This is a genomic window from Mesoterricola silvestris, from assembly GCF_030295405.1.
Classification (GTDB): Bacteria; Acidobacteriota; Holophagae; order Holophagales; family Holophagaceae; genus Mesoterricola; species Mesoterricola silvestris.
Genome location: NZ_AP027080.1, coordinates 803,581 through 829,384 on the forward strand (window position 1 = coordinate 803,581; position 25,804 = coordinate 829,384).

Here is a 25,804-nt window from a genome sequence, read left to right on the forward strand (position 1 = left end):
CCCCCATCCCCGGCCATCCCCGGCCCGTCAATGGCCGGGGTGGGTCGGCGCGATCGGGTCCAGCTCCGGCCCCAGGCTGCGGCGGCATGCAGCACCTAGTTCAGCCGGGGATGAACGGGGATAAAAAAAGATATAAAAATGCTTATCACTGCCTTGGGCGGGCGGAAGCAACCTGGGAGGCCCAGTGAGCCGGCTATGTGGTAATCGGTGCCAGCACGGCCTTGGGCCGGCGGCTTCGATGGCTTCGGGTCCGGGTTGAATGAAAAAAAACCGCGTTTTGTAGGAACAGAATTTAATTAATATCTTCACGGCTTAATTGCTGCCGTGTCCGATCGGATGCTAGCGGATTCAGCCTTCAGGCCTATAGCTTTTCATCCTACCGCAGGGCGATTCCAGGCTTGGACGCCCGGGTATCCGCAGGGGTGATTCGCGAATGGGCTGGAGGTCTGTGTGTGTAAAAGTGTATTTGATGCCTGCCGTGTTTCCTTGCGCGTCCCTGAACGCCGGCTCCTGGTCGGATGGCTCCTCCTGCTTGGGTGTGGGGTCGGAATCGCGCCCTTGGCTGCCCAGGAACCTGGGCTGGCGGGCGTTCTGGAGGTGGACCCCGGATCCGGCGCCGCGGTGGTCTTCATCCAGCTGGGCAGGGGCCCTGACCCGGCCACCCGTCCCGTTCTGGTCGGGCGCTTCGCGCCCCGCCTCCGACCGGGCGGAAAAGGCCTGGTTCTTTGCGGGAATCCGGGATTCGAATTGTCCCTGGGCTCCCTGGAAAGGGAACCCGAAGGCTCTGCACCGCCAGGCCCGCGGGGGCAGGGGGCCCAGCCCAGGCGTTCGGGCGCCTCCATCGCTCCGGCCGCCGGTGGGTGTTTGACCATCACCTGCGGCGCCCCAGCGGCTGATTCCGAAGCCGCTTCGGGCATCACCCGGGTCCAGGTGGTCCTGGAGGGAGGGGACGGACCCGGGGACGGCAACGCCCTTCTGGACCCTTCCCTCGCCCCGGTGCCGGCTTGTCCCACCGCGGTTTTCCGGATCCGCTGCCTAGGGCCCCAGGCCGTTTCAAGCTACACGCTGGCGGCCCTTCCCGGTCCCGGGGGCCTTCAGGTGACCCGGATCCAGGAGGATGCCTCCGGCGAAGCCCTCGAGTTCACCTACGGCAAGGCTCCGCACGTCAACTTCCCGGGCCCGGAGGGCACCGTGCCCTGTGCGCCGACGGTGCTGACGGGCATCCGAACCCCGGGCCGGGACCTGCGGCTGGACTGGGAGGACGCGCCCACGGACGAAGGCTGGGCCTATGGGGTCCGGGCGGTGCGGGAGACCGGGGTTCCGGCCTACAGCCGGGAACCGGCCGGCGGCGGCCCGCAAGCCCGTGGCCTCCCCATGGCGTGGACCCGGCATTTCCGTCATTTCCTCACCGGGGCGGGCCCGGACGGTTGCCGGACCTATGCCCGGGACCGCTGGCTCCTTTCCTCCGCCGCTCCGGAGGAGCCCGTCCCGACCCTGGCTTGGGACGGAAACGCCCTGGACCTCGTGCCGGTCCCAGGCCGGTTGACCCGCTGGGACTCGGCGCGGGCCGGAGACCCCATGCCCGCCCTGCACACCCCCGTCCCCGCGGGATTCCCCTGCGGAGGCGGCCTCCGGGGCGGCGCCGACCGGGGCCCCTGGCCGGGCCGCATTCGATACAACCCGGTGACCCACGAGGTGGAGATGGAAGCCTTCCAGGGCCACCTCTACCCGGTGGGTTCCGCCAGCGGGGCCGTCCCGGCGCCCGGTACCTCCGGATCCGACATCGTGGCCCAGGAGATCGCACGGACGGCCGCACGGAGCAGGGCCGTGACCGACCAGATCTACGCCGACGCCGAACGCGCGCATCGGCAAGCGGCCATCCTGGGGGCCCAGGCCATGGCCGCCCAGGATGCCGCCCGGGCGCAGGTCTTCGCCGGCATGGCGGAGCGGGCCCGCCAGCGGGATCAGGCCTTCCAGGCCCAAGCCCACCAGGAGATGGCGGCGGCGGTGCTCCAGGCCCAGGAGGAGGCGAGGCAGGCGCAAGCCAGGCAGGACCCGACCTATGTGTATTGGCTTTCCCGGGATGTGCAAGCAGAAGGCAAACTGCGTGGGATTCATGTCTTTCAACATTCACAGTTGGTTTTCACGAACAGTAGAGAAACCTATGTCGTGGAGTCGGGGCCGGATTCAAACGGGATGAATGTCGCTTACCTGAATGACAAGAAGGCTGATACGACGGCCTTTGTCGCTCTTGGAATCCTTCCGCCAAATATGGGGAAAGCTGATATATCAGCGCTTGTGAATGCGTGGAACGCCAATGGTCATAAATATTTCCCTGTCGATGGGAACTGCAATACTTTTTCCGTATACATGTGGGAAAAGATGGGGTTTTCACCTGTCGATCTTGGACTCCTGTATCCTCATTAGGCGGCCGCGGCATGAAAACGCTGGCGGGCATCGGGGTGGAATAAATCATTTCTCGTGGGTGGCAAAGTGAAACCCCTCAAGGTATTTAGCGGATTCTTCCTGTCGGCCGTGGTCATGGCTGGAACGGTCAAGGGGATGCGTCCCCGCCTCTACTTTGGGCATGACCCTCTGGGTGCGGTTCGTATTGTCGAAGGGAAAATCATTGTCGATGCCAAAGCTGGGAAGGCCTTGGATTCCAGGCTTCAAGGAAACCTGAGATTCAAGGTCGTGGACGGCCCCGCGACAGCCTTCGTCACCTCCAACGACGAAACCGCAAGCGTGGAATGGATGAGGAAGAACGACCAGAGGAACCGGCTCTCCATCAAAAAAGGTGATTTGTACCTGGATGGGGGTGCCATTGACCTGGGCGGGGCGGAGGTGACTCAGCTTTTCGAAGCCTTGCCTTGGGATGGAGGCATCCTCTGCATCGGGAGGGTTTATTCCAAGGACGTGAAGGAGAGGACGCGCACGGCCAGGGACCTGCTCCAGATTTCCCCTGAGGAAATTGAACCCTACTGCGTGATCTGGATCGATCCTGCCACCCACCGAGGAAGCAACCGCTGGCTGTATGGGAAGGTCAGGAGGCCTTTGCTGGTATTTCCCTTGCCCGGGCGCTCGACCACTCCTCCGGTCCACTGATCAGGGGCCTGACCTCCGCCGAGCCGCTATTCCTCCACCGGCATCACCGGCGGCTTCGCTTCCAGGGGGAGGCTGATGCGGAAGCTCGCGCCGCCCTGGGGGCGGTTGCTGGCCTGGATCTTTCCGCCGTGGGCGTCCATGACGCCCTTGCAGATGGCCAGGCCCAGGCCGGCGCCCAGGCGGGATTCGCCTTGCTGGAAGCGCACGAGCTTTTCGAAGATCCGCTCCTCCTGGTCCTCCGGGATGCCGGGGCCGTGGTCGGAGACGCAGAGGGTGAGCGCCCGCTCGGTGGCCCAGGCCTTGATCTCGATGGGCTGGTCGGGGGGGGAGTAGCGGTGGGCGTTTTCCAGGAGGTTGATGAGCACCTGCTCCAGGAGCACGGGGTCGGCCTGGGCCCGGGGAAGGTTGGGGGGGAGGTCCAGGGTCACGGCGCGGTCGGGCATGAGGGGCTTGAGGCGGGCCAGGGCGCTCTGCACCAGGTCCGGGAGGGCCAGCCATTCCTTCTTGAGCTCCACGCCCGATTCCAGGCGGGTGGCGTCCAGGAGGTTGGTCACGAGGCGGCTCAGCTGGTGGCCCTCGTCGTGGATGACGCCGGCGAGCTGGTGCCGGGCCTCGGGGGTCAGGGTCGCGTCGTTCTCCAGGAGGGCGCGGGCGGCGGAGGTGATGCCGGCCAGGGGCATGCTCAGGTCGTGGGACACGGAGGACAGGAGGGCGCTGCGCACCTGCTCCCGGTCCATGCGCCGCTGGGTGTCCAGGTTCTTCTCGGAGAGGATGGTGCGCTCCAGGGCCAGGGCGGTGTGGTTGGCGAAGGCCTCCATGAGGTGGCGCTGGTCGGGCTCCATGCTCTCCAGGCTGGAGGCGTCCAGGGGCTGGATGCCCAGGACGCCGATGAGGCCGTGGGAGCCCTTGAGGGGCAGGTACAGGGCGTGGGCCCCGGGCAGGGTGTCGGTGCCCAGGCCCGCGGCCTCGTGGTGGTCGTAGACCCACTGGGCCACGCCCAGCTCGTCCTCGCCCATGGGCGGGGCCTTGGCGTCCCCGTGGGCCACGAGCCGGCCCCCGGGGCCCGGCAGGGAGATGGAGATGCTGCTCTGGAAGTGGTCGGCGAGGATGCGGATGGAGACGTCCATCATGGCCTGGGAGCCGAAGGTGCGCGTCAGTTCGCGGCTCAGGCGGAACAGGGCCCTCAGGCGCTGCTCGCGGGTGCGGGCCAGGCGCATCTGGGCCCGGATGCGCTCCGTGAGGTTGCCGATGACGGCCCCCGCCAGGAGCATCACGGCGAAGGTGGCGATGTGCTTGAGGTCGCCCACCACGAAGGAGCGCACCGGGGGCACGAAGAAGAAGTCCAGGGACAGGACGCTGAGCCCCGCCGCCGCCAGGGACGGCAGCCGCCCGAAGCGCGTGGCCACCAGGAGGATGCCCAGCATGTAGATCATGACGTGGTCCGCCAGCTCGAAGCGGCGGCCCACCAGGAGGCAGATGCCGGTCATGACGGCCACCGTGACGGCGCCCCAGACGAAGTGGGCCGGGGCCAGCCCCGTGCCGGAGGAGGCGCGGCCGCGCCGGCTCTTGGGGGCGGCGGGGGTCTCGCCGGGGATGACGTGGATCTCGATGGTGCTGGTGAGCCGCACCAGGTCGTCCACCAGGGAATTGGACATGAAGGCCGGAAGGCGCGACCGGGTGGGCTTGCCCAGGATGATGCGGGTGACGTTGTGGGCCAGGGCGAAGGCCAGGATGTCCTCGCCGGTGGAGAGGTCCCCCTGGATCACCTCGGTCTCGGCCCCGAGGCGCTCGGCGAGGCGCAGGTTGTCCTCGAGGTGGGCCCGCTCCTCGTCGGAGTAGCGGATGTGCTTGCCGGTCTCCACGTACACGGCGATCCAGGGCGCGCCCATGGATTCGGCCATGCGCCGCCCGGCCCGGATCAGGCTCGCGGAGCGGGGCTTGGAATTGATGCACACGAGGATGCGCTCGCCGGCGGCCCAGGTCTTGCCCTTGAGGCCCTGGGTCTCCATGTAGCGGCGCATGTCGGCGTCCACGTGCTGGGCGGTGCGGCGCAGGGCCAGTTCGCGCAGCGCCAGGAGGTTGCCCTTGCGGAAGAAACGCTCCGAGGCGTACTGGGCCTGGTCGGGCACGTAGACCTTGCCCTCCTTCAGGCGCTCCAGCAGCTCCTCGGTGGGGATGTCCACCAGCTCGATCTGATCGGCGCGGTTGAGGATCGTGTCGGGGATGCTCTCCCGGACGATGACCCCGGTGATCTGGGCCACGGTGTCCTTGAGGCTCTCCAGGTGCTGGACGTTGACGGTGGAGTACACGTCGATGCCCGCCTCCAGCAGATCGAACACGTCCTGCCAGCGCTTGACGTGGAGGGAGCCCTGCACGTTGGTGTGGGCCAGCTCGTCCATGAGGATCAGGGCGGGGCGCCGGCGCAGGGCCGCGGCCACGTCGAACTCCTCCAACTGCACCCCGCGGTAGGGGAGCTGCTTCTTGGGCAGGAATTCCAGGCCCGCGGTGAGGGCCATGGTCTCGGCGCGGCCGTGGGTCTCCACGACGCCGGCCACCACGTCGACCCCCTCCAGCATCCGCAGCTGGGCGTCCTGGAGCATGGCGAAGGTCTTGCCCACGCCGGGGGCCATGCCGAAGAAGATCTTCAGCCGGGCCCGGGTCGTGCGGGCCTCCTCTTCTTGCACGGACTTCAAAAGGTCGTCGGGATCGGGTCGATTGGGTTCCACCCGGAAAGATTACTACGCCTGGTGGTAAATCTCCGCACCGGAGGCCTCGAATTCCTTGCTCTTCTCCTCCATGCCGGCGGCCAGGGCCTCCTCCTCGGCCAGGCCGTGGCTCTTGGCATATTCCCGCACGTCCTGGGTGATCTTCATGGAGCAGAAATGGGGGCCGCACATGGAGCAGAAGTGGGCCACCTTGGCCCCCTCGGCGGGCAGGGTCTCGTCGTGGAACTCCCGGGCGGTGTCCGGGTCCATGGCCAGGTTGAACTGGTCCTCCCAGCGGAACTCGAACCGGGCCTTGCTCATGGCGTCGTCCCATAGGCGGGCGCCGGGATGGCCCTTGGCCAGGTCGGCGGCATGGGCGGCGATCTTGTAGGCGATGACCCCGTCCTTCACGTCCTTCCGGTTGGGCAGGCCCAGGTGCTCCTTGGGGGTCACGTAGCAGAGCATGGCGGTGCCGTACCACCCGATCATGGCCGCGCCGATGGCCGAGGTGATGTGGTCGTAGCCGGGGGCCACGTCGGTGGTGAGGGGGCCCAGGGTGTAGAAGGGGGCTTCGCCGCACACCTCCAGCTGGCGGTCCATGTTCTCCTTGATGAGGTGCATGGGCACGTGGCCGGGGCCCTCGATGATGACCTGGACGTCGTGCTTCCAGGCGATCTTCGTGAGCTCGCCCAGGGTGTCCAGCTCGGCGAACTGGGCCTCGTCGTTGGCGTCGGCCGTGGAGCCCGGGCGCAGCCCGTCCCCCAGGGAGAAGGCCACGTCGTAGGCGGCCATGATCTCGCAGATGTCCTCGAAGTGGGTGTAGAGGAAGTTCTCCTTGTGGTGGGCCAGGCACCACTTGGCCAGGATCGAGCCGCCCCGGCTGACGATGCCCGTCATGCGCTTGGCGGTGAGCGGCACGTACTGCAGGCGCACCCCGGCGTGGATGGTGAAGTAGTCCACGCCCTGCTCGGCCTGCTCGATGAGGGTGTCCCGGAAGATCTCCCAGGTGAGGTCCTCGGCCTTGCCGTTGACCTTCTCCAGGGCCTGGTAGATGGGGACGGTGCCGATGGGCACGGGGGAGTTGCGCAGGATCCACTCCCGGGTCTCGTGGATGTTGTCGCCGGTGGAGAGGTCCATGACCGTGTCCGCGCCCCAGCGGATGGACCAGGCCATCTTCTCCACCTCCTCCTCGATGGTGGAGGCCACGGCGGAATTGCCGATATTGGCGTTGATCTTCACCAGGAAGCTGCGCCCGATGATCATGGGCTCGGTCTCGGGGTGGTTGATGTTGCAGGGGATCACGGCCCGGCCCCGGGCCACCTCGCTGCGCACGAATTCGGGGGTGATGTGGCTCTTGATGCCCGCGGCCTCGCGGCCCATGTTCTCCCGGATGGCGATGAACTCCATTTCGGGGGTGATGATGCCCTTGCGGGCGTAGTGCATCTGGGAGACGTTCCGGCCGGCCCGGGCCCGCAGGGGCTGGCGCTCGGCGTGGAAGCGGATGCGGTCCAGCTCGGGATCCCGCTCCCGCAGCTTGCGGTAGAGGCTGGTGGCGCCGGGCAGCTCCTCCACGTCCCCGCGTTCCCGGATCCAGTCCAGGCGCAGGGGCCGGAGGCCCCGGGCCAGGTCCACGCCGCCCTGGGGATCCGTGTAGGGGCCCGTGGTGTCGTAGAGGTCCAGGGGGGCGTTGGGGGTCAGGGTGCCGTCGAAGTCCCGGGTGGGGTTGAGGGTGATCCGACGAACGGGCACGCGCAGGTCCGGCCGGGAACCGGGGATGTAGATTTTTTCCGAAGCCGGGAAAGGAACAAGGCAGCTTGCGAGGACGGAGCCTCCGGTGGGCTGGGATTCGGGAATAGTTGACATGGTGACTCCGGCATCGGGGCGGCTGAAATCGCCCTAGGGGAGTGTAGCGCGCCGGGAAGGAAAATTTGCGGCCGGGATTCCATCGCTGGTTACAGTGGTGGACGATATCCTAGTGCGTCAATACAGTTCATAGGAATGGGGCATACATGACAGATCCCAACGCGTCCAGCCAACCCCGGACCCCGGCCATCCCCGACCAGCTCATCCAGATCGCCCATGAGCAGGAGGGCGGCGCGGAGCGCGTGATCTCCCAGATGGAGGTGGTGCAGAACAGCTTCGAGGAGATCCAGGTGCTGGCCAAGGACTGCCAGGAGATCCTCACCCGGCTGGTGCCCCCCTCCGCCGACCTCACCAACCTCATCGAGAAGATGGAAGCGATCGCCATCCACGCCGACAACGGCACCTACAACATCCAGGGCGTCTACGACCTCTTCCAGTACCAGGACATCGTCCGCCAGAAGCTGGAGAAGGTGGGCCACCGCCTCATCGACGTCTCCGAGTACATCCTGAAGAACCTCCAGCCCATGGCCGCGGAGACCATCTTCTCGGCCTCCGCGGGGCGGGACATCCTGGACCGGCAGGCCCAGGAGGCCGATATCGTCAAGCCCGAGGCGGATGCCATCATCGCCGAGTTCTTCTCAAAATTGAGGGCCAACAAGCCGGGGTGATTTCCCGGCGGCCCCCTCCTGGGTTATCTTGTAGGGGACGGCCCCGGAGTCAGGCGAATGGTTCGATCCCGAAAAATGATGGTGCTCTTCCTCGGCTGTTTCCTCCTGGGTGCCCAGCCCGCTCCGCCGGATCCCGTCCTGAAGGCCCGCGCCGAGCGCGCCCAGGCCCAGGGCATCGGGGAGGGGGACCTGCCGCCGGTGCCCCGGGGCATCGTGGAACCGCCCCCCCTCCCTCCGCCCGAAACCCATCTCAAGGACACCCGGGGCGTCAAGGCCGCCAAGATCCGGCGCGCGTCGCGAACCGCCAAGGGCGGCAAGTCCGCCAAGTCGGCCAAGTCCGCCAAGTCCCCCAAGTCCGCCAAGACGAAGAAACTTCCGGCCAAGGGTGGCCGCAAATCGAGCAAGAGGGTGAAGGGTTGAAAATAGCCGTACTTACTTCCGGTGGGGACGCACCCGGCATGAATGCCGCCATCCGAGCAGCCGTTCGAACGGCCGACTCCCTGAACATCAGCGTCTACGGCGTGTGGCGGGGCTTCCAGGGGCTCGTGGAGCAGGACTGGCGCCCCCTCACCTCCCGGAACTGCGCCAATATCCTCCAGCGGGGCGGCACCATCCTCAACACGGCCCGGTGCGAGGCCTGGCATCTCCCGGCCGTGCGCGCCAAGGCGGCCCAGGACCTGCGGGACGCGGGCGTGGACGCCCTGGTGGTCATCGGCGGCGACGGCAGCTTCACCGGCGCCGAGCTCCTGAACCGGGAGCACGGGATTTCCTGCGCGGGCATCCCGGGCACCATCGACAACGACCTGCCCGGCACGGACCGGACCCTGGGCTTCGACACGGCGCTGAACACCGCGGTCCAGGCCATCGACCGCATCCGCGACACCGCCAGCGCCCACGAGCGAATCTTCCTGGTGGAGGTCATGGGCCGCAGTTCGGGCATGATCGCCGTGAACACCGCCATCGCCTGCGGCGCCGAGGCGGTCCTCTATCCCGAATCGGAAGCCCAGGGCTACGACGCCCTGGTCACCCAGCTCAAGGCCGGGTGGCAGCGCGGGAAGCGCTCCAGCATCGTGGTGGTGGCCGAGGGGGATTCCACGGGCGGCGCCTACAAGATCAGCGAGCGCCTCCAGTCCGAGTACAACCTCGACCTGCGGGTCGTGGTGCTCGGTCACATCCAGCGGGGCGGGAGCCCCACGGCCCTGGACCGCATCTGGGGCAGCATGTGGGGGGCCGAGGCCGTGAAACGCCTCGCGGCGGGAGAGACTTCCTTCTATCTTGGTTCGCAGCACGGGGAGCTGGTCACCAACCCCTTCTCCCGCATCCGCGATCCCAAGCCCAATCCCCCCAAGGAACTGGCCGCGCTCGCGGGCATCCTGGCCCGGTAGGGTCCCATCCAGAGGTACTTTCCATGACAAAGCCAAAGATCGGCCCGCGCAAGGTCGCGGTCATCATGGCCGGCGGCCGCGGTACGCGCTTCTGGCCCCGGTCCCGGGGCGCCCGCCCCAAGCAGTTCCTGGCCATGGTGGGGGAGGAGACCCTCCTCAACGCCACCGTGAGCCGGCTGAGCCCGTCCTTCCTGCCCGGGGACATCTACATCGTCACCACCGAGGAACTGGCCGCCGAGACCCGGCGCATGCTGCCCCAGCTCCCCCCGGGCAACGTCCTGGTGGAGCCCGAGGGCCGCAACACCGCCCCCTGCCTCGCGCTGGCCCTGGCCGTCATCGAGAGCCGCACCCCCGACGGCGTCATGGTGGTCCTTTCCGCCGATTCCTGGATCGGGGACAAGGACAAGTTCCTGGAGGACATCGACACCGCCGTGCACCACGCCGCCGGCAAGCGCGACCTGGTGGTCTTCGGCATCCGCCCCACCTACCCGGAAACCGGCTACGGCTACATCGAGACCGAAGGCAAGGGTAAGGTCCTGGGCGCCTCCGCCTTCCGGGAGAAGCCGACCTACGACAAGGCCGTGGAGTACCTGGAATCCGGCCGCCACTTCTGGAACGCGGGCATGTTCGTGTGGACCCTCCAGGACCTGCGCGCCGAACTCACCCGCCACTGCCCCGAGATCCTGGCGCCCCTCGACGAGTGGATGGCCGCCGGCGCCGATCCCGCCAGGCTGGCCCAGGCCTACGGCCGGCTCCCCAAGCTCTCCATCGACTACGCCCTCATGGAGAAATCGGACCGCGTGGCCGTGGTCCCGGCCCATTTCCGCTGGTCCGACGTGGGCTCCTGGCCCGCCGTGGTGGAATTCCACGAGAGCGACGCCGCCGGCAACGTCGTCCAGGGCGATGTCATCCTGCTGGAATCCAACAACTGCGCCGTCTTCGGCGGCAAACGCCTCATCGCGGGCTCCGGCCTGGAGGACCTGATCGTCGTGGACGAACCCGACGCCCTCCTCCTCTGCCGCAAGGACCGCGCCCAGGACGTCAAGACCATCGTCGAGCGCCTTTCCGCCATGGGCCGCACCGACCTCCTCTAGGGAACCCCAGATGACCCAGAAACCCGCCACCCTCCACGTCGACAAACCCTGGGGCAGCTTCGACCAGTTCGTCCTGAACCAGCCCTGCACCGTCAAGATCCTCACCTGCAGCCCCGGCGCCAAGCTGAGCCTCCAGCGCCACCGCCACCGCAACGAACTGTGGGTGGCCCTGGACGCCGGCGTCGTCGTGGAACTGGACGGCAAGGTCCTCACCCCCGACAAGGGCGCCCAGATCTGGCTCCCCGCCGGCAGCGTCCACCGCCTCAGCTGCGAAGCCTCCCGCACCAGCCCCGTGCGGGTCATGGAGATCAGCCTCGGCACCTTCGACGAGGACGACATCGAGCGCCTGGAAGACGTGTACGGCCGGAACTGACCCGGCCCGAAGGGCAGGGTGGTGCCCACCCCCGGAAAGGCGTATGCTGGACCCGAGGTGTTCCTCCAGGACCGGCTTGCCGCTCCTGGACCCAAGGAACTGCACGCCACCTATTGTCCCTTCAATCTCACCAGTCCCCCACGATCGGGGACTCCCGCAAGACACTTCCCACCTAATCAACCCCGCCAAAACTTCCCACACGAAACGCCCCCGCCTCGGGGCGTTTCACTGTATTTGGAAAGAATTTAAGGAATAGGATCGCATTGAAAACAGTGGATTTATTGTTTGAATTGTCTAGACAAGTCTATGGCTGTCTACTGGAATCTAGGACGGTTTTTGAGGAAATTTTGAGGACGTTTTTGCTGGGGCGTTTCCTTTGAATGTGGCATCATGCCCGCATGGCACGCACCAAAGGTGATTCCGACCTGATGACCAGAACCTCCCGCGCCAAGCTTCCGAAACGGAAGGCGCCCTACTGGATGTCCATGGAGAAGGGGCGCCGGCTGGGTTACTACAAGGGCTCGAAGGGTGGCAACTGGCTGGCCTGGTTCTACGACTCGACTGCCGAACCTCCGACCCTTCAGAAGGCCCTGGGGGCTGCAGACGACAATTCCGATGCTGACGGCAAGATGGTGCTCTCCTTCTCCCAGGCACAGGAGGCGGCACGGGAGTGGTTCAAGGAGGCCTACCACGAGGCCACTGGGGATCGGGTGACAACCGGCCCTTACACGGTGAGGGAAGCGATCCAGGCCTACGTCGAGGATAGGAAGAAAAACAAAGCGAAGACCGCCAATCGGATGGATGGCGACCTGCAGCGTCACGTCATCCCAATCCTCGGTGACGTGGAACTCGCCAAGCTGACCCGGAAACGATTGGAGGATTGGAAAGCCACTGTTGCTGCCTCGCCCACGCACCGCGCCGGGGTTGAAGGGAAGTCCCCTGAGACTGAGGACGAAATTCGTGCCCGCCAGGAGACCACCAACCGGGTTTGGAAGAATTTCAAAGCTGCCCTGAATCTCGCTCATCGGGATAAGCGGATTTCGACGGATGCCGGTTGGCGGGACGTGATGCCATACCAGGGTACAAAGGTGGCTCGCCTGCGGTTTCTCTCCATCAAGGAACAGCAGCGGTTGGTGAATGCGGCGGCCTCCAATGACTTCCGTCGTCTGGTCCAGGCCGGCTTGTTCACCGGCGCCCGCGAAGGCGAGATTGCCCGCCTTCAGGCCAAGGACTTTGACGGTGTGCGCCGAACCATCTTCATCGAGCGGAGTAAGAGCGGCAAGTCCCGGTACGTCGATGTCTCTCCGGAGGCTGGGAATTTCTTCCAGGAATGCACCGCAGGGCTGGCTCCGGCTGGCAGAATTTTCCCGCGAACCTCGTACGACCGGAAGGAGAAGGCCCCATCAGGAGAATGGAGCCGGTCTGAAATCTCCCGGATGATGAAGGCTGTATGCGAAGCTGCAAAACTGGAACCGCTCGTTTTCCATGAACTGCGGCACACTTGCGCCTCGACCTGGATTAATGCCGGAATGAGTCTCTTTCATGTTGCCCAGCAACTCGGTCACCGAGATACCAGGATGGTTGAAGATTACTACGGCCACTTGTGTCAGACGGCAAAAGCTGAGGCTATGGATCGTTTGGCCCCGGTTCTGGGAATTTACACCCCGGAAGGTAATACGGCACCTGAAGTTCAGTGACGGGACCCACGTGACCCATGAGACGCTGCTGCTACGGGGGTATGCAAAAGCCCTCTCACGGCTTTATCTGGGGGTTCGAATCCCCTTCGGGATGGTGGTTATTGGGGAAAGCTCCGTGTTCGAAATAAAACCCAACGATGGTACAATAGGAGTTTAATTATGGGGGTTGCCGTGACAAAAGCCCACGTCGTTGGTGAAGAAAAGCGTCCTAGCAAATTCCTGCTTGAGTTTAAGGGAAACTTCATAAAAGCGGAGAGGGAAGCGGAGAGGGATAAGCGCCGATACACTTTTAAGCGGCAGCAGATCCCATGGGAAACGGCAGCCCTATTCGCAATGTTGGTGAATGAGGAGTCCGCCGAACCAGGGGGTTCCGTTGCGTGGGCCCTGCAGAAATTGTTGGACCTCGCCATAGCCAAGATCGACAAGAAGCGGCTGTTGCCGCAGACGGAGAAGCAGATCGAACAGTGCATCGCGCTTCTGTTCAATGATGTCCCCACCATGGAGAAACCGGCCATCGCTAGGGCAATGCCAACCAGCGCGGCTTCATCTCCCGTTCAGGAGGATCGCTAGGCCCTGCGCCACCCAGGCTCCGGGGCCGGACTTGAATAGGGACACAAGTATTGGCCACCTAGCGCGTTCCCAAGGAAGAACGCACGGAACCCGATCTTGTGGGTGTTGCCAAGGACCTCGGCGCCCTTCCGAAGGCCATGCGTCGAGCCATGTTGGCTGGCCTCTTCCTGCGGTCTGCCCTGATTAATGTTCCGGTGGCCGAGCCCTTCGCCAAATCGCTCATCAGCGGTGCGAAGGTTCTCGGCCTGGACGAATTCCTGCGCGGGCAGTGGGTCGCTCCGCTGGCAACGGAAGGTCCCGAATTCTTTGTGGCCGACATCCTTGCCTTGCGAGGCGATCAGGACACGGCTCTGCGAACCCTTCTTTCCAACAAGGTGAACCAGTGGACGCTTCTCGTCGGGAGTCTGCCAATCGCCTACCGCGCATTTGGAGGGCATCAGAGTCTGCCGCTTGATGCCCGGCAGGTCGAGGAATTCTGGCTCACTCCCGGCGGCTCAGACGATGTTCGGCTTCGCCATGCTCTCCGAACTTACCCTCAAGCGCTGGGAAGCCCTGGCTCTATTCCAGCTCTTCTCCCTGCAGTTCCCATGCCCCCAAAGGGAGATTCGCATAGGTAAAGCCTGGCATTATGGGTGCATTGCTGTTGCATCGAAGGTCATCCATCGTGGGGTGGGTTTGTGCTAGAACATGGGCGTAGGAACTGTTCCCCATCCACTTCCGTGGGGGAGTTCCTTGAGGTCAAGCAACTGGAGGTTGTGAACCTCGATATCGACCATGAACTCTGGAATCCGACGGGCGTTGATGGCGAACAGTTCCGCAGGTGAATGCACATCCGCCCCTTCAATGGAAAGGAAGATGAGCCTGCGCACGATGCCCCCCTCTGGGCCTTTCGTTGGCATCATGGCCGCGTGCATGGCATGGTGACCACTCCTCAGGTGGCCGAAGGGGTTGATCACCCAGTCCGTGATCATGGCCAGCGAACGGTGCTGTTCGAACAGTTTCCAGTCGCCGCCGGTGTCCGCGATCATGCCCTGCATGATGTATTCGCGGGGCAGGAAGTAGACGAGGTAGTTCCGGTCTGCCTTGATGCATGTTCGCACGCCTTCGAGCTCCAGGATGTCCCCCATCCGGTGGTCCATCATGGGCACGTCCTCAGGCAGGATGGCCAGCACCGCAACCTTGGGTCCTTCGGTCCATAGGGTGAGATGCCGGACCGTATAGGCTCGAAGGAGGAAGGGCGCCGCCAAGGCAAGGGCGGCGAAGCCGAGGCCAGCAATGGCTTTCCTTAGGGTCGATGATGGCGCCAGGCGCCGTTCCACCAACGCGGGGAGGAACATGCCGGTCCTGCCCATGAGGGCCCGATAGCCTTCCGGATAGGCACTGACCATCCTCCGCTCTTCATCCTTGGCCAGGAAGTAGTAGATGATGGCCATGACCAGCCAGAGCACGGCCGTAAGGAACCGCGGCCAGAGGATGGAGAGGCCGATTCCCGCCAGGCCCAGGGCCAGGTACTGGGGGTGGCGGATCCACGCGTACAAGCCTCCCAGCACGGCCCCCCGCTTTAACAGCTTGGCGGCGTAAATCTGGAATGCGCACACCAGGAAAAGCGCCATCCCCCCGAGGAACAGGGCGGATCCTGCGAGCCTCACTCCCACTAGGAAGCCGTCGTCCGGCAGCACCATGTGGGGCAGGTAGAAGGCGCTCAACCAGCGGGTTGCCGGATGGCTCGCCAATTTGAGGAGCACGGGGTTGAAGACGGCATAGAAGAACCCCGCGAAGGGGCTGATCATGATCAGCACTTCGAAGGCGATGATGAAATAGATCAGAACCGCGCTTCCAAGGAAGGTCTTCCGGGTTCGCATCACCACCTCCTGGCGGAAATATTTATATTTCATCTTGGTTCTGCGAAGCCCCGGGCCTCCAGGAGATTGCCGGTGGCAAGTTCCAAAGACGTGATGGCCTTGGCTTGGCCGATCTGGGCCTGGAGTTCGGCGGCCCGGGAGGTGTCCAGGTCAGTCTGCTTGGCCAGAACAAGGAACGTCGTACTCATGCCCTTCTCAAACTTCTTCCGTTCGGCCCGAAGATCCTCCTCACGGTAGATCCGGGTCAACCTGGCGGCTTCCACGCTTTCCTGGGCGGATTCCACATTCTCCAAAGCCAGCCGGACCTGAAGGCGAATTCCGAATTCCAGGTCATGCAGGGTCAAGTCGCTGCCACGTTCGTTGGCCCGGGCTTGGGCGAGGCTACCCTTGGCGGTGCGGTTGGCGATGGGAATGGCCAGATTCAGGCCCACCGAATAGCCTGGGTGGTCCAGGCTCGTGAGATCCCTGTTTGCGGTTCCAAGGCTGGTGCGGTTATCCGAGGTGCCGTTGTAGCTGACGAAGGCGTTCAATTGAGGGAGCAACCGGTTTTCGGCGGCCCTTCGCAGGGCGCCCATGGAGTCCTTGGCCAGACGGGCCACTTTCAGTTCCACCCGCCGCTCCAGGGCCTGTTGCTCAAGTGAGGCTCGATCTGGCAGCACATAATAGGCTGTTGGTGCATCCGTGGGATCCATCCGGTCCGCAGGGGCATTCCTTGGGTAGAGGGTCCGCATCAGGACATCATTGGCATTCCGGGTTTGCGATCGGGCAGCAATGATCGCCAGTTTCTGCCGAGCGACCGCCGCCTCGGCCCCAGTGACTTCGATCTCGGCGAGGGTGCCAGCCCGGACCTTGCCTTTGTTGTCCTCAAGTTGCTCTTGGGCCAGGGTCAGGGCTGCATGGGCATTTTCAAGATTGCGCGCTGCAAAGACGAGGTCCCAGTATTGGGTCTCCGCCGTTGCCACCAGGTTGATGAGGGCGAGGGAGAACTGGTGGTCGGCCGCTCGAGATCCGTTTCTAGCGACAATGACGTTGACCTCGTTGACGGGGCGCCCGAAGCCTTTCAGAATGCTCTGCGTATAGGTTCCCGAGACGCCCCCGCTGTATGGGTACTTGGTGCTGAAGCGGCCCAGGAGTGCACCCGTGTTGGGGTCTTGGTAGTCGCCTCGTGAGAAGCCATAAGCTGGGTTGTAGCTCACCTGCAGGTTGCCCCCCCACTCGAAGGGTTTCTGGACGCCAATGGAGAGGCCACGATTCCAGGCGGTCGTCTCCGTCGTGGCCAGGGGGCCAAGGGGAAAGAGCTGCTTGGTCGTGGCCGAATCCTGGTAGCCATATGCGAACCCGCTGACCAGGTTCCAGTCGAAGGCGCCCTGGGCGATGGCAACCCCTGCAGTTGTCGCTACCCGGGCCTCCTGGGCAATCTGCACCTGGAGGTTGTTCTCCAGGGCGATGCGGATGGCCTCCTTGAGGGAGAGACGCTGGAGCGGAGCCTGGGCCAGCAGGCTGCATCCGGTCAGCAGGACGAGAAAGGTTGGCGTAAGAAACTGGGCTCTCATTTTCCGGGCCCCGCAAGACGGACCAGGGACCCGTCCCCAAGACCGGGCGGCGGGTTAAGCACAACCCGTTCACCCGTTTGAAGGCCTTTGAGGACCCGCACCCTCTGGCCGTTATCCTCTCCCAGCATCAGGGGACGCACGTGGGTATGGCTGGTCCCATCCACGACGAGGGCAGTCGGCTTCCCCTGGCGCGGGGCGACCGCCTCCAGGGGGAGTGTGAACCCGGCCTGGACCGGTTCGCCAAGGAGCACCAGGACCGCCCCTCCTGGCAGGAACAGCCCCTGCCTGTTGTCCAGGTCCACCTCCGCCGTCAGGGTGCGGGTACGTGGATCCAAGGCCCCCGCCAACCGTGCAATCCGGCCCGGCTGGGCCTGGGCGGGGTTCTGGTCGGGTAGTATTCGCACAGGATCCCCGGTCTTCACGCGCTTGGCAAGGTTCTGGTCCAGGTAGAAGGTCACGCGTAGGCGGTCCACCTGCGCCACGGTCACCAGGGGCTGGACGTTGGTGCTGGCACTGGCGTTCTGCACCATGGCCCCGGGATCCACGAAGCGCTGGGTGACCACTCCGTCGAAGGGGGCCCGCACCGCCTGGTAGTCCCTGGAGATGCCCAGGGAGGACAGCCGGGATTCGGCCATGCGGGCGTCAGCCTGGGCCTGCTCGGCGTCCTTGGCGCTGATCAATTTGTCCTTGAGGAGGTCCGTCGCGCGCTCGGCGTTGCGGGTTTTGTTTTCGGCATCCGCCTTCAGGGCCGCCAGGTCCTGGTCCATCTCACGGCCTTCGATCACGGCCAGAAGCTGGCCCTTGCGGACGACGCTGCCCTTGTCCACGCGGATCTCCTTCACGAAGCCGCTGGCCCGGGCATACAGGGTGGTGCTCAGGAAGGGCAGGGCCTCCCCTTGCACCATGGGGTCGCCAAGGGTGGCCCCTTCGCCCATGACCAGGGAGTTCACCAGGGGACCGGCCTCCAAGGCCCTGCGGCGGGCCTCGGCCTGGCCAGCCAAGGCCCGGCGCTGAGTCAGGATGATCCCCATAATGGCGAGGGCGCTGACCATCAGGACGGCTATTCCGCCACGAAGTACCACCCGGGAAAGGGCATGTTCCCCGATGGGCGTGGGCGTGGAGATTGCTGGGTCGAGGTTCATGCCTGGCTCCCCTGCTGGTCCTGCTGGAATTGGGTTTCGAGGAGATGGGCCGTGGGCGACTGCTTCCGGAGGAGGGAGTAGATCACCGGCACAACGAAGAGAGTGACGAAGGTGGCCATGAGCAGGCCGCCAATGACGGCCCGCCCCAGGGGAGCGTTCTGGCTGCCGGCCTCCCCAAGCCCCAGGGCCATGGGAACCATGCCGATGATCATGGCCAGGGCGGTCATGATCACAGGGCGGAGCCGGGTCCGGCCCGCCTCCAGCGCGGCCTGCACCGCGTTCAGATCGGGTCGGGCCACCCGCAGGTCGTTGGCGAACGTAACGAGCAGGATGGCATTGGAGACCGCGATACCCACGGCCATGATGGCGCCCATCAGGGAGACCACATTGACCGTGGTGCCGGTCAGGACCAGCATCCACAGGATTCCCACCAGGGCGCCCGGCACCGCGAAGAGGATGATGAAGGGATCCAGCCAGCTTTGGTACAGGACCACCATCAGCATGTAGACCAGGATGATGGCGATGACCAGGCCGCCGGCGAGACTCCGGAAGGAGTTCTCCATCACTTCATTCTGGCCCTTGAGGGTGATCTTGACCCCTGGAGGCAGTTCGCCCAGGGCCTGGACCTGGGCCCGGATGTCCTTGACTACGCTGCCGAGGTCCCGGCCATCCACGTTGGCCATCACATCCAGCACCCGCTGGACGGTGGCGTGGGAGACCTCCGCTGGTGTCACGGTTCTGGACAGGCTGGCGAAATTGCCCAAGGGTTCTGCGGGCTGGAGCGAGCCCATGGGGTTCGGGCGGGCGTCCGCCGCCTGGAGCAGGGCGGCCTTCCCGGGGAGCGCGAACGGCGTCGCCAGGAGCTTCCCGGGGGAGTCGATGGCTGGGATGGGGGACTTCACCATGACCTGGTAGGTGATGCCGTTCCGTGGGTCCAGGAAGAAGTTCGGAGCGAGCTGGCCATTGCCTGAGAGAGATACCAGCAGGCCGTTGGTCACATCCCGGCTGCTGAGGCCCAGGCGCGCCGCCTTGGTGCGGTCCACGTCCACCTGGTAGGTGGGGGCGTCCAGGACCTGCTTGATGCGGATATCCACTGCGCCAGGAATGCGCTTCAGGCCCGCCTCCAGCTTGCGGGCCACCCCCATGCTCACGTCCAGGTTCTGGCCCTCCACCTTGAGGTCGATGGGCGCGGAAACGCCGAAATTGAGCACCTGACTGACGATATCGGCAGGCTGGAAGTAGAGGCCGAGGCCCGGGAAGCGCTTGGGTATTTCCTCCCGGATGCGCTTCATGTAGGTGGCGGTGGGATGGTGGTGCTCCTGGAGCGAGATGAAGAGGTCCGCGTCCTGACTGGTGACGTTGTCCGAGGGAATGAATGCCTGGATGAAGAACGCCGGTGCCCCGATATTGGCGTTGAGGGTCCGCATCTCCTTCGCCGGGATGATGTCCCGGATGACCTTTTCCACCTGGATGATGATCCGTTCCGCTTCCTCGAGCCGGGTCCCAGGTGGAGTCCGGAGGTGCAGTTTCATCTGCCCTGCGTCCACGGCCGGGAAGAAGTCCTGCCCCAGGGCGAAGAACAGACCTCCACTCAGCAGAGTGAAACCTGCGAAGGCGACCAGCACGAACCGGCGGTGGTGGAGGACGCCATCCAGGGAGCGGCCGAAGGCCTCCTGGAACTGGAAGAAGAGCTCCTCACGCCGCACATTGAAGCGCGAGGGGAAATGCGGTTCCCCTGGCATGAGCATCCTGGCCAGGGTCGGCACCAGGGTGCGGCTCAGCACATAAGACGCCAGCATCGACAGGACCACTGCAAGGGCGAGGGGGGTGAACAGATACTTGGCCGGACCAACCAGGAGCACCACGGGGAAGAACACAATGCAGATGGCCAGGGTCGCCACGATGGCCGGGATGGCGATCTGGTAGGCGCCGTCCAGGATGGCCACCGTGATGGGCTTGCCCATGGCCCGGTTGCGGTGGATGTTCTCCACCTCAACCGTGGCGTCGTCCACCAGCATGCCGATGGCTAGGCTGAATCCGCCCAGGGTCATGAGGTTGAGGGTCTGCCCAGTGAGTTTGAGCCCGACCACACCGGTGAGGATGGCCAAGGGAATGCTGGTGCAGACGATGATGACGCTGCGCCAGGAACCCAGGAACAGGAGGATCATGATGGACACCAGGATGGTGGCGATGAAGGCCTCCTGGACCACGCCGCGGACCGCATTGCGAACGAACAGGCTCTGGTCGAAGTCCAGCTTCAGTTCCACGCCACTGGGGGCCGCCGCCTGGATCTGGGGCATCATGGCCCGGGCGGCGTCCACTACGGCGATGGTGGACGCGTCGGCCTTCTTCATGAGTGCGATGTAGGTGGCGCGTTGGCCGTCTATGCGCACGATGTTGGTCTGGTCGGCGAAACCGTCGGTGACCTTGGCGATGTCGCGCAAGAGCACGGAAGCCCCGCCGACCACCTTCACGGGGATGGCCTCCAATTCCTCCAGGGTCGAAGCGCTGCCGTTCGTTTTGACCACCCATTCCCGGTTGCCCATGCGCACCGTGCCAGCCGGAGTGATGACATTCATGCTGTTCAGGGCGTTCACCACGTCGGCGGGGGACAACCCCTGGGCCGAAAGGCGTACCGGATCCACGTCGATGTTGATCTGGCGGGTCTTGCCGCCATAGGGCGCCGGGATCGCCAGGCCAGGGATCGTGAAGAGCCGGATGCGCAGCGTGTTCATGGCCAAGTCCCAGAGCTTTTGTTCCGACACTGTGGCGCTCTTGGCGGTCACCTGGACGATGGGGACGTTGGAAGCGTTGAACTGGAGCACCAGAGGCGGCGTCATGCCGGGCGGCAGGAAACGCATGACCGCACTGTTGCTGGCGGTGATCTGGGCGATGGCGGCGCCGATGTCCGTGCCCGGGTGGAAGTAGACCCTCAGGAGGCCAACACTTTGGAGGCTAGTGCTGTCGATATGCTCGATACCGCCCACGGTCGTGGAGTAGACGTTTTCCGCATTTCGGATCACCCGGCGTTCCATCTCTTCGGCAGAAAGTCCGTTGTAGGTCCAGACCACCGAAACCACGGGGATGTCGATAGTAGGCAGGATGTCCACCGGCATTCGGACCACGGACAGCCCGCCCATGAGCAGGATGAGCAGCGAGAAAATTGCCGTGGTATAGGGACGCCTCAGAGCGAGGCGGACAATCCACATACAATGCTCCATTCAGTGACGTCGATCCGGGAATCAGGACCAACAAGTCAAGAATGGTGGTTCGGGCTTGGGGATTCTTTGATCAGGATCAACTAAGGTCCGTTTTCAGGCTGGTTCGTCTTCCTGGGCCTGGGTACGGAGGCGATCCAGGTCGAGTACCTGGTATTTCCGAACGCTGAGCCGGTGCAGGACACCCTCGGCGATCATCTGGCCGATGGCCCTGGACAGGGTCTCCGGAGCGATGCCCAGGGCCTTGGCGAGGGTGCCCGCAGCCAGTGGCAGGGTGACGAACGTGAAACCATCCTTGGCGGGTCGGTCCTGGACCAGGGCCAGGAGGGCGGCAGCCACCCGGGGGATGGCGCTGCGCTGGCTCAACTGGTCGACGACCTTGAACACTTCCCGCAGTCGATTCGCGAAGAGCTTGAACATGAGAAGAGCCACCGGGCCATCCTGGACCGCTCGCAGGAGGTCGCTACGTTCCAGGACCCGTACCTCCAGATCCTCCAGGGCCTTGACGGTCGTGGGGTAGCCTGAGCCATCAAATAGCGGTGGGAAGCCCACGATCTCGCCGGGGCCCCGCAGGCAGGTGGGCACGCTACGCCCCGAGGGAAGTTGCCGGGAAGCCATGATCCGTCCGCGGTCGATGACGATGCAGCGCCGAGCGGGGTCCCCACCATGCCAGAGGTAGGTCCCGGCCTTGAACCGCTTCTTCTTGAGGTAGGGTGCCAAAAGGCCGACCAGGTCCTGGGCCAGGGCATCGACGGGGTTTGCTTTGGGGTCTTCGCTGGCCAGGGGCTCGGGTCGGAGCATCGCCCTGGCCTGCGCCGTGAGGCGCAGGTTGCGGGAAGGGCCGCCGGAGAGAGACACGAATCCTTTCCCGGAAAGCGCTCGCAGGTGGTCCCTCGCAGTGGCTACCGCCTTCCAGCCAAAGTGTGCCGCCAGTTCGCGGTACGTTGGATGTGTCCCGCGAAGGTCACAGGCGGCCAGGTGGTCCAAAACGTCCCTTTGGATGGCGGTCAATGGGCGTGGCAGCGTCATGAGCCAAATTACCACACAGATGTGGGCCTAAAGGGCCAATCCCTCCGAGGATTGGGCTCTTCCTGATACCGCCGGGCGGTTATCAAACAGGAGAGGCGGCAACGGCGAGATTCGGTGGGTGCCTGATTTGGATATTTCGGTAATTTACGAAATGCCTATACTGATGTTGATGGGAACTTGAGGCCTGGGGTTCTGATGGAAAAGGACGTGCGGCATGGCAGACAATCTCCGTTCATTGGTGGACCAGTTGAAGGCAGTATCAAACCCTTTGCGCCTGCGGGTGCTGGCCTTGCTGGGGGCTGGTGAGGTATGCGTGTGCCAGGTTGCGGAGGCACTCTCCGTCCCAGCATCCTCGGTGTCTGAGGCCCTTCGTGAACTGCGCCGGGCCGGGTTCGTGACGGAGCGCAAGGAAGGGCGGTGGGTTTACGTCTCGATCCCGGAACCATCCTCCCCGCTTTTAGCTAGCCTGCTGCTTGAGGCCGGCTCCCTGCCTGAAACGGCCAGGGACCGCGCCCGAGTCATGAAAGTGAAGGGGCTCGCGGTCCAGGACATCTGCCGGAAGCAGATGGGCAAGCTTGAAGAGGTCGCCCATGCCTGAAGCCTGCGCCTGTTCCAGCCCCAAGCCTGCTGCCGGCGGGCCCACGTTCCTTGGCAAAGGGGGCTGGCTGCTTCTGGCCCTGCCGGTATGGCTGCTGCTCTATTTGTGCATCCAGCGCCTGTCGGAGATGATCGCCTTCAGGCTGTTCGGCCTTGCTCCCAAGTCCCACCTGGGCGAGGCGGTGGCCTTCTTCTTCTACGACACGCCCAAGGTCCTGCTGCTGCTCACCCTGATCGTATTCATTGTGACTTTCCTGCAGACCTTCATCAGTCCGGGGAGGGTGCGGGACGCGCTGTCCAAACGGAACCCCGGCCTCGGCAATGCCATGGCCTCGCTGTTCGGCATCATCACTCCTTTCTGCTCCTGCTCGGCGGTGCCTCTGTTCATAGGCTTTCTTAAGGCGGGCGTTCCCCTGGGCGTGACCTTCAGCTTCCTGGTGGCTGCCCCCATGGTCAACGAAGTGGCCCTGGGCATGCTGTTCGCCATGTTCGGCTGGAAGATCGCCCTGCTCTACGCCGGAACCGGCGTGGCCATAGCCTTCTTTTCCGGCCTCGTGCTGGGACGTATGAACATGGAACTCCACCTGGAAGGCTGGGTGCAGGACGCTCTCAAGGCCCCGGCCCTGGGCGAGGCCGAGGAAGAGCGGCCCACGCTTTCCGGGCGCATCGATCAGGCCATCCAGGGCGTGAAGGACATCGTCGGCAAGGTCTGGCTCTACATTCTGGTGGGCATCTTGGTGGGGGCCTTTATCCACGGTTATGTGCCCGAGGCCTTCATGGCCAGCCTACTGGGCAAGAAGTCCTGGTACAGCGTGCCGCTGGCCGTTGCGATCGGCGTACCGCTCTATTCCAACGCGGCGGGCGTGATGCCCATCGTGGAAGCCCTGCTGGGCAAAGGTGCGGCCCTTGGGTCGACCCTGGCCTTCATGATGGCCGTCATCGGCTTGTCCCTGCCCGAGACAGTCATCCTGCGCCGGGTCATGCGCCCCCGCCTCATCGGGGCGTTCGTGGGGGTGGTGGCCGTCGGCATTCTCCTGGTCGGTTATCTGTTCAACGCCATTCTCTAAAGGAGTTCCCATGCTCATCGAAGTCTTCGGGCCCGGTTGCGCCAAGTGCGAAACGCTGCTCAAGAACACCAAGGCCGCCGTGGAACAGGCCGGCGGTGAGCACGCGGTGGTGAAGATCTCCGACTTTGCGGTCATGGCCGCCCGCGGCATCCTCAGCACCCTCAGCACCCCCGCCCTGGCTATCGACGGCCAACTCAAGTTCCAGGGCAAGGTGGCCAATTCCGCCGAAATTCTTGGTCTCATCAAGATCTGAAAACCCGTTTCCTGTAGACCATTGGAGGTCCCATGTCCCTTTCGCGCCTTAGCGCCATGATGCTTGCCGCCTCGGTGGTTCTATCCGCGGACGTTCCCGCGTTGGACCCCGCCGGTCTCACCCAGCTCCTGAAAGCCGGAACCTGGACCGTCGTCGAATTCGGAGGCCCCACCTGTATTCCCTGCAGGAAGATGCAGCCCATCCTGGCCGAACTGCAACAGCAGTATGGCAAGCGCGCCCAGGTCCGGAACTTCTACGTCACGGAGCATCTCAAGGAAGCCCGGGAGCTCAAGATCATGGCCATGCCCACACAGGTGATCTTCGATCCTTCGGGCCGGGAGGTGGGCAGGCACATCGGTTATTGGGAGAAGGCCGAGTTCCAGGCGGCGCTGGTCCAGGTCGGCCTGAAATGAATGGACTCGTCGAGCGCCTGGCGGACACCGTCGCGCAGGCGCCGGCCTATCAACAACTTGGCCTAGTCTTTTTGGGCGGTCTCCTGACCTCGGCCAACCCTTGCGTCCTGGTTGCGGCCCCGCTGGTGGTGGGGTTCACAGGTGGCACGAGGGAGGGGCGGCACCATCCTATGGTGCTATCAGGCGTATTTGTGCTGGGACTGGCAGCAGCCTTCACCCTGCTTGGACTGATCGCGGCGCTGACGGGGTCCCTCCTGGGCGACGTCGGTTGGGGGTGGAAGGCTGCCCTTGGCCTCATTCTCCTTGCGATAGGTCTGCACCTGCTGGGCATCTATTCCCTGCCTACGCCGACCCTGGGCCACTTGCGGCGGTTTCAGGGGGCCGGCCTGTTCGGCGCCTTCGCCCTGGGGGGGCTCACCGGAACCTTGTCGGCTCCCTGTGCCACACCCGCCCTGGCGGCGGTCCTGACCCTCGTGGCACTCCAGAAGAAGGTCTTCTGGGGCGGGGTTCTGCTATTCGGGTACGCCCTGGGCCATGGGCTCCTCCTGTTCCTGGCCGGCGCCTCCTCAGGCTGGGCCAGCAAGTACGTCGAGAGCAGGTTCTCTAGGGCTGTGGGGCGCTGGTTCCCGAGGGCCATGGGGGTTCTCCTTTCGGGGTGCGCCGTGTGGGTTTTATGGCTTGCCTGGCAGGCCCGGGCGGGGGCCTGACTCGGCCTCCGGCGTCTCGGCCCGTTTTAATGACGACCGTGCCCGTGCGGAAGGGTTCCGCGCGCCCGGCCCGGCCCCTTTCCTGATGAGGTGAACCCATGACCTGTGGGTGTTCTTCCGGCAAGAAACGGCTCGTCTACGCGTGCAGCGGTGCGGCCAACACCGGCTACCTCGCCGACCAAGTGGCCCGCAGGCTCTCGCTGCAGGGGGTGGCCAGAATGACCTGCCTGGCCGGGGTCGGCGCGGAATTGGACAGTTTCCTGCGCGCCGCCGCAACGGCGGAAATGAATCTGGTCGTCGACGGGTGCCCCACCGCCTGTGGGCGGAAAACCTTCCAGCGCTACGAACTGCCATGTATGCCGGTCGTACTGACGGACTTCGGCGTGGAAAAGGGCACCACGCTGATCGACGAGGCCGTGCTCGCCAGGGTGGTGCAAGAGGTTGCGGTGCGGCATCTGGCCGCTCCGGAGGGTGAAACAAGCCGCTGAAACCCGCGATCCGGT

The 25,804-nt window shown here is 64.6% G+C and carries 23 protein-coding genes; 16 read left to right on the forward strand and 7 right to left on the reverse strand.

Features of this window, described 5'->3' with window-relative positions:
• Positions 1 to 1,098 precede the first annotated feature (1,098 nt).
• Positions 1,099 to 2,427, forward strand: coding sequence for a hypothetical protein (locus R2J76_RS03375; protein ID WP_316414375.1), 1,329 nt, complete (start codon positions 1,099 to 1,101; stop codon positions 2,425 to 2,427).
• Positions 2,428 to 2,493: 66 nt separating this feature from the next.
• Positions 2,494 to 3,105 (forward strand): hypothetical protein, encoded by a 612-nt coding sequence (locus R2J76_RS03380; RefSeq protein ID WP_316414376.1) that lies wholly within the window; start codon positions 2,494 to 2,496, stop codon positions 3,103 to 3,105.
• Positions 3,106 to 3,131: 26 nt separating this feature from the next.
• On the opposite strand, the gene R2J76_RS03385 is transcribed toward R2J76_RS03380, so the two are convergent.
• The gene (locus R2J76_RS03385) at positions 3,132 to 5,789 is read right to left on the reverse strand and encodes a sensor histidine kinase KdpD (protein ID WP_316414377.1); all 2,658 of its coding nucleotides are present in this window, start codon (positions 5,787 to 5,789) and stop codon (positions 3,132 to 3,134) included.
• A 54-nt stretch (positions 5,790 to 5,843) separates the two neighbouring features.
• On the reverse strand, positions 5,844 to 7,673 hold the full coding sequence (thiC, locus tag R2J76_RS03390; RefSeq protein ID WP_316414378.1) for a phosphomethylpyrimidine synthase ThiC: 1,830 nt from the start codon (positions 7,671 to 7,673) through the stop codon (positions 5,844 to 5,846).
• 146 nt (positions 7,674 to 7,819) lie between these two features.
• On the opposite strand from thiC, the gene R2J76_RS03395 reads away from it, so the two are divergent.
• From R2J76_RS03395 to R2J76_RS03430, 8 genes are all read left to right on the forward strand, one after another.
• The gene (locus R2J76_RS03395) at positions 7,820 to 8,341 is read left to right on the forward strand and encodes a hypothetical protein (RefSeq protein ID WP_316414379.1); all 522 of its coding nucleotides are present in this window, start codon (positions 7,820 to 7,822) and stop codon (positions 8,339 to 8,341) included.
• A gap of 57 nt (positions 8,342 to 8,398) precedes the next feature.
• The gene (locus R2J76_RS03400) at positions 8,399 to 8,761 is read left to right on the forward strand and encodes a hypothetical protein (protein ID WP_316414380.1); all 363 of its coding nucleotides are present in this window, start codon (positions 8,399 to 8,401) and stop codon (positions 8,759 to 8,761) included.
• Entirely contained in the window at positions 8,758 to 9,726 is a 969-nt protein-coding gene (pfkA, locus tag R2J76_RS03405) for a 6-phosphofructokinase (protein WP_316414381.1), read from the forward strand. The genes R2J76_RS03400 and pfkA overlap by 4 nt, the downstream gene beginning before the upstream one ends.
• A gap of 23 nt (positions 9,727 to 9,749) precedes the next feature.
• Positions 9,750 to 10,820, forward strand: a complete 1,071-nt coding sequence (locus tag R2J76_RS03410; RefSeq protein ID WP_316414383.1) for a mannose-1-phosphate guanylyltransferase — start codon at positions 9,750 to 9,752, stop codon at positions 10,818 to 10,820.
• Positions 10,821 to 10,830: 10 nt separating this feature from the next.
• A complete protein-coding gene (locus tag R2J76_RS03415) occupies positions 10,831 to 11,193 on the forward strand; it encodes a phosphomannose isomerase type II C-terminal cupin domain (protein ID WP_316414384.1) in 363 nt (120 codons plus the stop codon).
• Positions 11,194 to 11,591: 398 nt separating this feature from the next.
• A complete protein-coding gene (locus R2J76_RS03420; RefSeq protein ID WP_316414385.1) occupies positions 11,592 to 12,890 on the forward strand; it encodes a tyrosine-type recombinase/integrase in 1,299 nt (432 codons plus the stop codon).
• Positions 12,891 to 13,049: 159 nt separating this feature from the next.
• Positions 13,050 to 13,460: a hypothetical protein gene (locus tag R2J76_RS03425; protein ID WP_316414386.1), complete on the forward strand. Its 411-nt coding sequence runs from the start codon at positions 13,050 to 13,052 to the stop codon at positions 13,458 to 13,460.
• Between the two features lie 98 nt (positions 13,461 to 13,558).
• Positions 13,559 to 14,077: a hypothetical protein gene (locus R2J76_RS03430; RefSeq protein ID WP_316414387.1), complete on the forward strand. Its 519-nt coding sequence runs from the start codon at positions 13,559 to 13,561 to the stop codon at positions 14,075 to 14,077.
• 63 nt (positions 14,078 to 14,140) lie between these two features.
• On the opposite strand, the gene R2J76_RS03435 is transcribed toward R2J76_RS03430, so the two are convergent.
• The 5 genes from R2J76_RS03435 to R2J76_RS03455 all read right to left on the reverse strand — a co-directional run bounded on the left by R2J76_RS03435 (position 14,141) and on the right by R2J76_RS03455 (position 22,264).
• Positions 14,141 to 15,322 (reverse strand): methyltransferase family protein, encoded by a 1,182-nt coding sequence (locus R2J76_RS03435; RefSeq protein ID WP_316414388.1) that lies wholly within the window; start codon positions 15,320 to 15,322, stop codon positions 14,141 to 14,143.
• A 29-nt stretch (positions 15,323 to 15,351) separates the two neighbouring features.
• Positions 15,352 to 16,875, reverse strand: a complete 1,524-nt coding sequence (locus R2J76_RS03440; protein WP_316414389.1) for a TolC family protein — start codon at positions 16,873 to 16,875, stop codon at positions 15,352 to 15,354.
• On the reverse strand, positions 16,872 to 17,927 hold the full coding sequence (locus R2J76_RS03445; RefSeq protein WP_316414390.1) for an efflux RND transporter periplasmic adaptor subunit: 1,056 nt from the start codon (positions 17,925 to 17,927) through the stop codon (positions 16,872 to 16,874). The genes R2J76_RS03440 and R2J76_RS03445 overlap by 4 nt, the downstream gene beginning before the upstream one ends.
• 86 nt (positions 17,928 to 18,013) lie before the next feature.
• On the reverse strand, positions 18,014 to 21,238 hold the full coding sequence (locus R2J76_RS03450) for an efflux RND transporter permease subunit (protein WP_394366777.1): 3,225 nt from the start codon (positions 21,236 to 21,238) through the stop codon (positions 18,014 to 18,016).
• A 93-nt stretch (positions 21,239 to 21,331) separates the two neighbouring features.
• Positions 21,332 to 22,264 carry a cyclic nucleotide-binding domain-containing protein gene (locus tag R2J76_RS03455; RefSeq protein WP_316414392.1) on the reverse strand — a complete coding sequence of 311 codons (933 nt, stop codon included), beginning with the start codon at positions 22,262 to 22,264 and terminating at the stop codon, positions 21,332 to 21,334.
• A 214-nt stretch (positions 22,265 to 22,478) separates the two neighbouring features.
• Between R2J76_RS03455 and R2J76_RS03460 the strand changes: the two genes are divergently transcribed.
• The 6 genes from R2J76_RS03460 (at position 22,479) to R2J76_RS03485 (ending at position 25,789) form a co-directional block, all read left to right on the forward strand.
• Positions 22,479 to 22,862, forward strand: a complete 384-nt coding sequence (locus R2J76_RS03460) for an ArsR/SmtB family transcription factor (protein ID WP_316414393.1) — start codon at positions 22,479 to 22,481, stop codon at positions 22,860 to 22,862.
• Positions 22,855 to 23,928: a permease gene (locus R2J76_RS03465; RefSeq protein ID WP_316414394.1), complete on the forward strand. Its 1,074-nt coding sequence runs from the start codon at positions 22,855 to 22,857 to the stop codon at positions 23,926 to 23,928. Before R2J76_RS03460 ends, R2J76_RS03465 begins: the two co-directional genes overlap by 8 nt.
• A gap of 10 nt (positions 23,929 to 23,938) precedes the next feature.
• Positions 23,939 to 24,181 carry a thioredoxin family protein gene (locus tag R2J76_RS03470; protein ID WP_316414395.1) on the forward strand — a complete coding sequence of 81 codons (243 nt, stop codon included), beginning with the start codon at positions 23,939 to 23,941 and terminating at the stop codon, positions 24,179 to 24,181.
• 32 nt (positions 24,182 to 24,213) lie between these two features.
• Entirely contained in the window at positions 24,214 to 24,594 is a 381-nt protein-coding gene (locus tag R2J76_RS03475; protein WP_316414396.1) for a TlpA family protein disulfide reductase, read from the forward strand.
• Complete coding sequence (locus R2J76_RS03480) at positions 24,591 to 25,301, forward strand: cytochrome c biogenesis CcdA family protein (RefSeq protein WP_316414397.1); 711 nt, start codon at positions 24,591 to 24,593, stop codon at positions 25,299 to 25,301. The genes R2J76_RS03475 and R2J76_RS03480 overlap by 4 nt, the downstream gene beginning before the upstream one ends.
• Before the next feature lie 98 nt (positions 25,302 to 25,399).
• The gene (locus R2J76_RS03485; protein ID WP_316414398.1) at positions 25,400 to 25,789 is read left to right on the forward strand and encodes a putative zinc-binding protein; all 390 of its coding nucleotides are present in this window, start codon (positions 25,400 to 25,402) and stop codon (positions 25,787 to 25,789) included.
• Positions 25,790 to 25,804 lie beyond the last annotated feature (15 nt).

Excerpts from the sequence above, each read along its gene's own strand:
- thiC (WP_316414378.1), bottom strand. The coding sequence starts at position 7,673 with ATGTCAACTATTCCCGAATCCCAGCCCACCGGAGGCTCCGTCCTCGCA.
- R2J76_RS03395 (WP_316414379.1), top strand. The coding sequence starts at position 7,820 with ATGACAGATCCCAACGCGTCCAGCCAACCCCGGACCCCGGCCATCCCC.
- R2J76_RS03400 (WP_316414380.1), top strand. The coding sequence starts at position 8,399 with ATGGTTCGATCCCGAAAAATGATGGTGCTCTTCCTCGGCTGTTTCCTC.
- R2J76_RS03410 (WP_316414383.1), top strand. The coding sequence starts at position 9,750 with ATGACAAAGCCAAAGATCGGCCCGCGCAAGGTCGCGGTCATCATGGCC.
- R2J76_RS03415 (WP_316414384.1), top strand. The coding sequence starts at position 10,831 with ATGACCCAGAAACCCGCCACCCTCCACGTCGACAAACCCTGGGGCAGC.
- R2J76_RS03420 (WP_316414385.1), top strand. The coding sequence starts at position 11,592 with ATGGCACGCACCAAAGGTGATTCCGACCTGATGACCAGAACCTCCCGC.
- R2J76_RS03425 (WP_316414386.1), top strand. The coding sequence starts at position 13,050 with ATGGGGGTTGCCGTGACAAAAGCCCACGTCGTTGGTGAAGAAAAGCGT.
- R2J76_RS03435 (WP_316414388.1), bottom strand. The coding sequence starts at position 15,322 with ATGCGAACCCGGAAGACCTTCCTTGGAAGCGCGGTTCTGATCTATTTC.
- R2J76_RS03440 (WP_316414389.1), bottom strand. The coding sequence starts at position 16,875 with ATGAGAGCCCAGTTTCTTACGCCAACCTTTCTCGTCCTGCTGACCGGA.
- R2J76_RS03445 (WP_316414390.1), bottom strand. The coding sequence starts at position 17,927 with ATGGTCAGCGCCCTCGCCATTATGGGGATCATCCTGACTCAGCGCCGG.
- R2J76_RS03450 (WP_394366777.1), bottom strand. The coding sequence starts at position 21,238 with ATGGAGCATTGTATGTGGATTGTCCGCCTCGCTCTGAGGCGTCCCTAT.
- R2J76_RS03455 (WP_316414392.1), bottom strand. The coding sequence starts at position 22,264 with ATGACGCTGCCACGCCCATTGACCGCCATCCAAAGGGACGTTTTGGAC.
- R2J76_RS03460 (WP_316414393.1), top strand. The coding sequence starts at position 22,479 with ATGGCAGACAATCTCCGTTCATTGGTGGACCAGTTGAAGGCAGTATCA.
- R2J76_RS03465 (WP_316414394.1), top strand. The coding sequence starts at position 22,855 with ATGCCTGAAGCCTGCGCCTGTTCCAGCCCCAAGCCTGCTGCCGGCGGG.
- R2J76_RS03470 (WP_316414395.1), top strand. The coding sequence starts at position 23,939 with ATGCTCATCGAAGTCTTCGGGCCCGGTTGCGCCAAGTGCGAAACGCTG.
- R2J76_RS03475 (WP_316414396.1), top strand. The coding sequence starts at position 24,214 with ATGTCCCTTTCGCGCCTTAGCGCCATGATGCTTGCCGCCTCGGTGGTT.
- R2J76_RS03480 (WP_316414397.1), top strand. The coding sequence starts at position 24,591 with ATGAATGGACTCGTCGAGCGCCTGGCGGACACCGTCGCGCAGGCGCCG.
- R2J76_RS03485 (WP_316414398.1), top strand. The coding sequence starts at position 25,400 with ATGACCTGTGGGTGTTCTTCCGGCAAGAAACGGCTCGTCTACGCGTGC.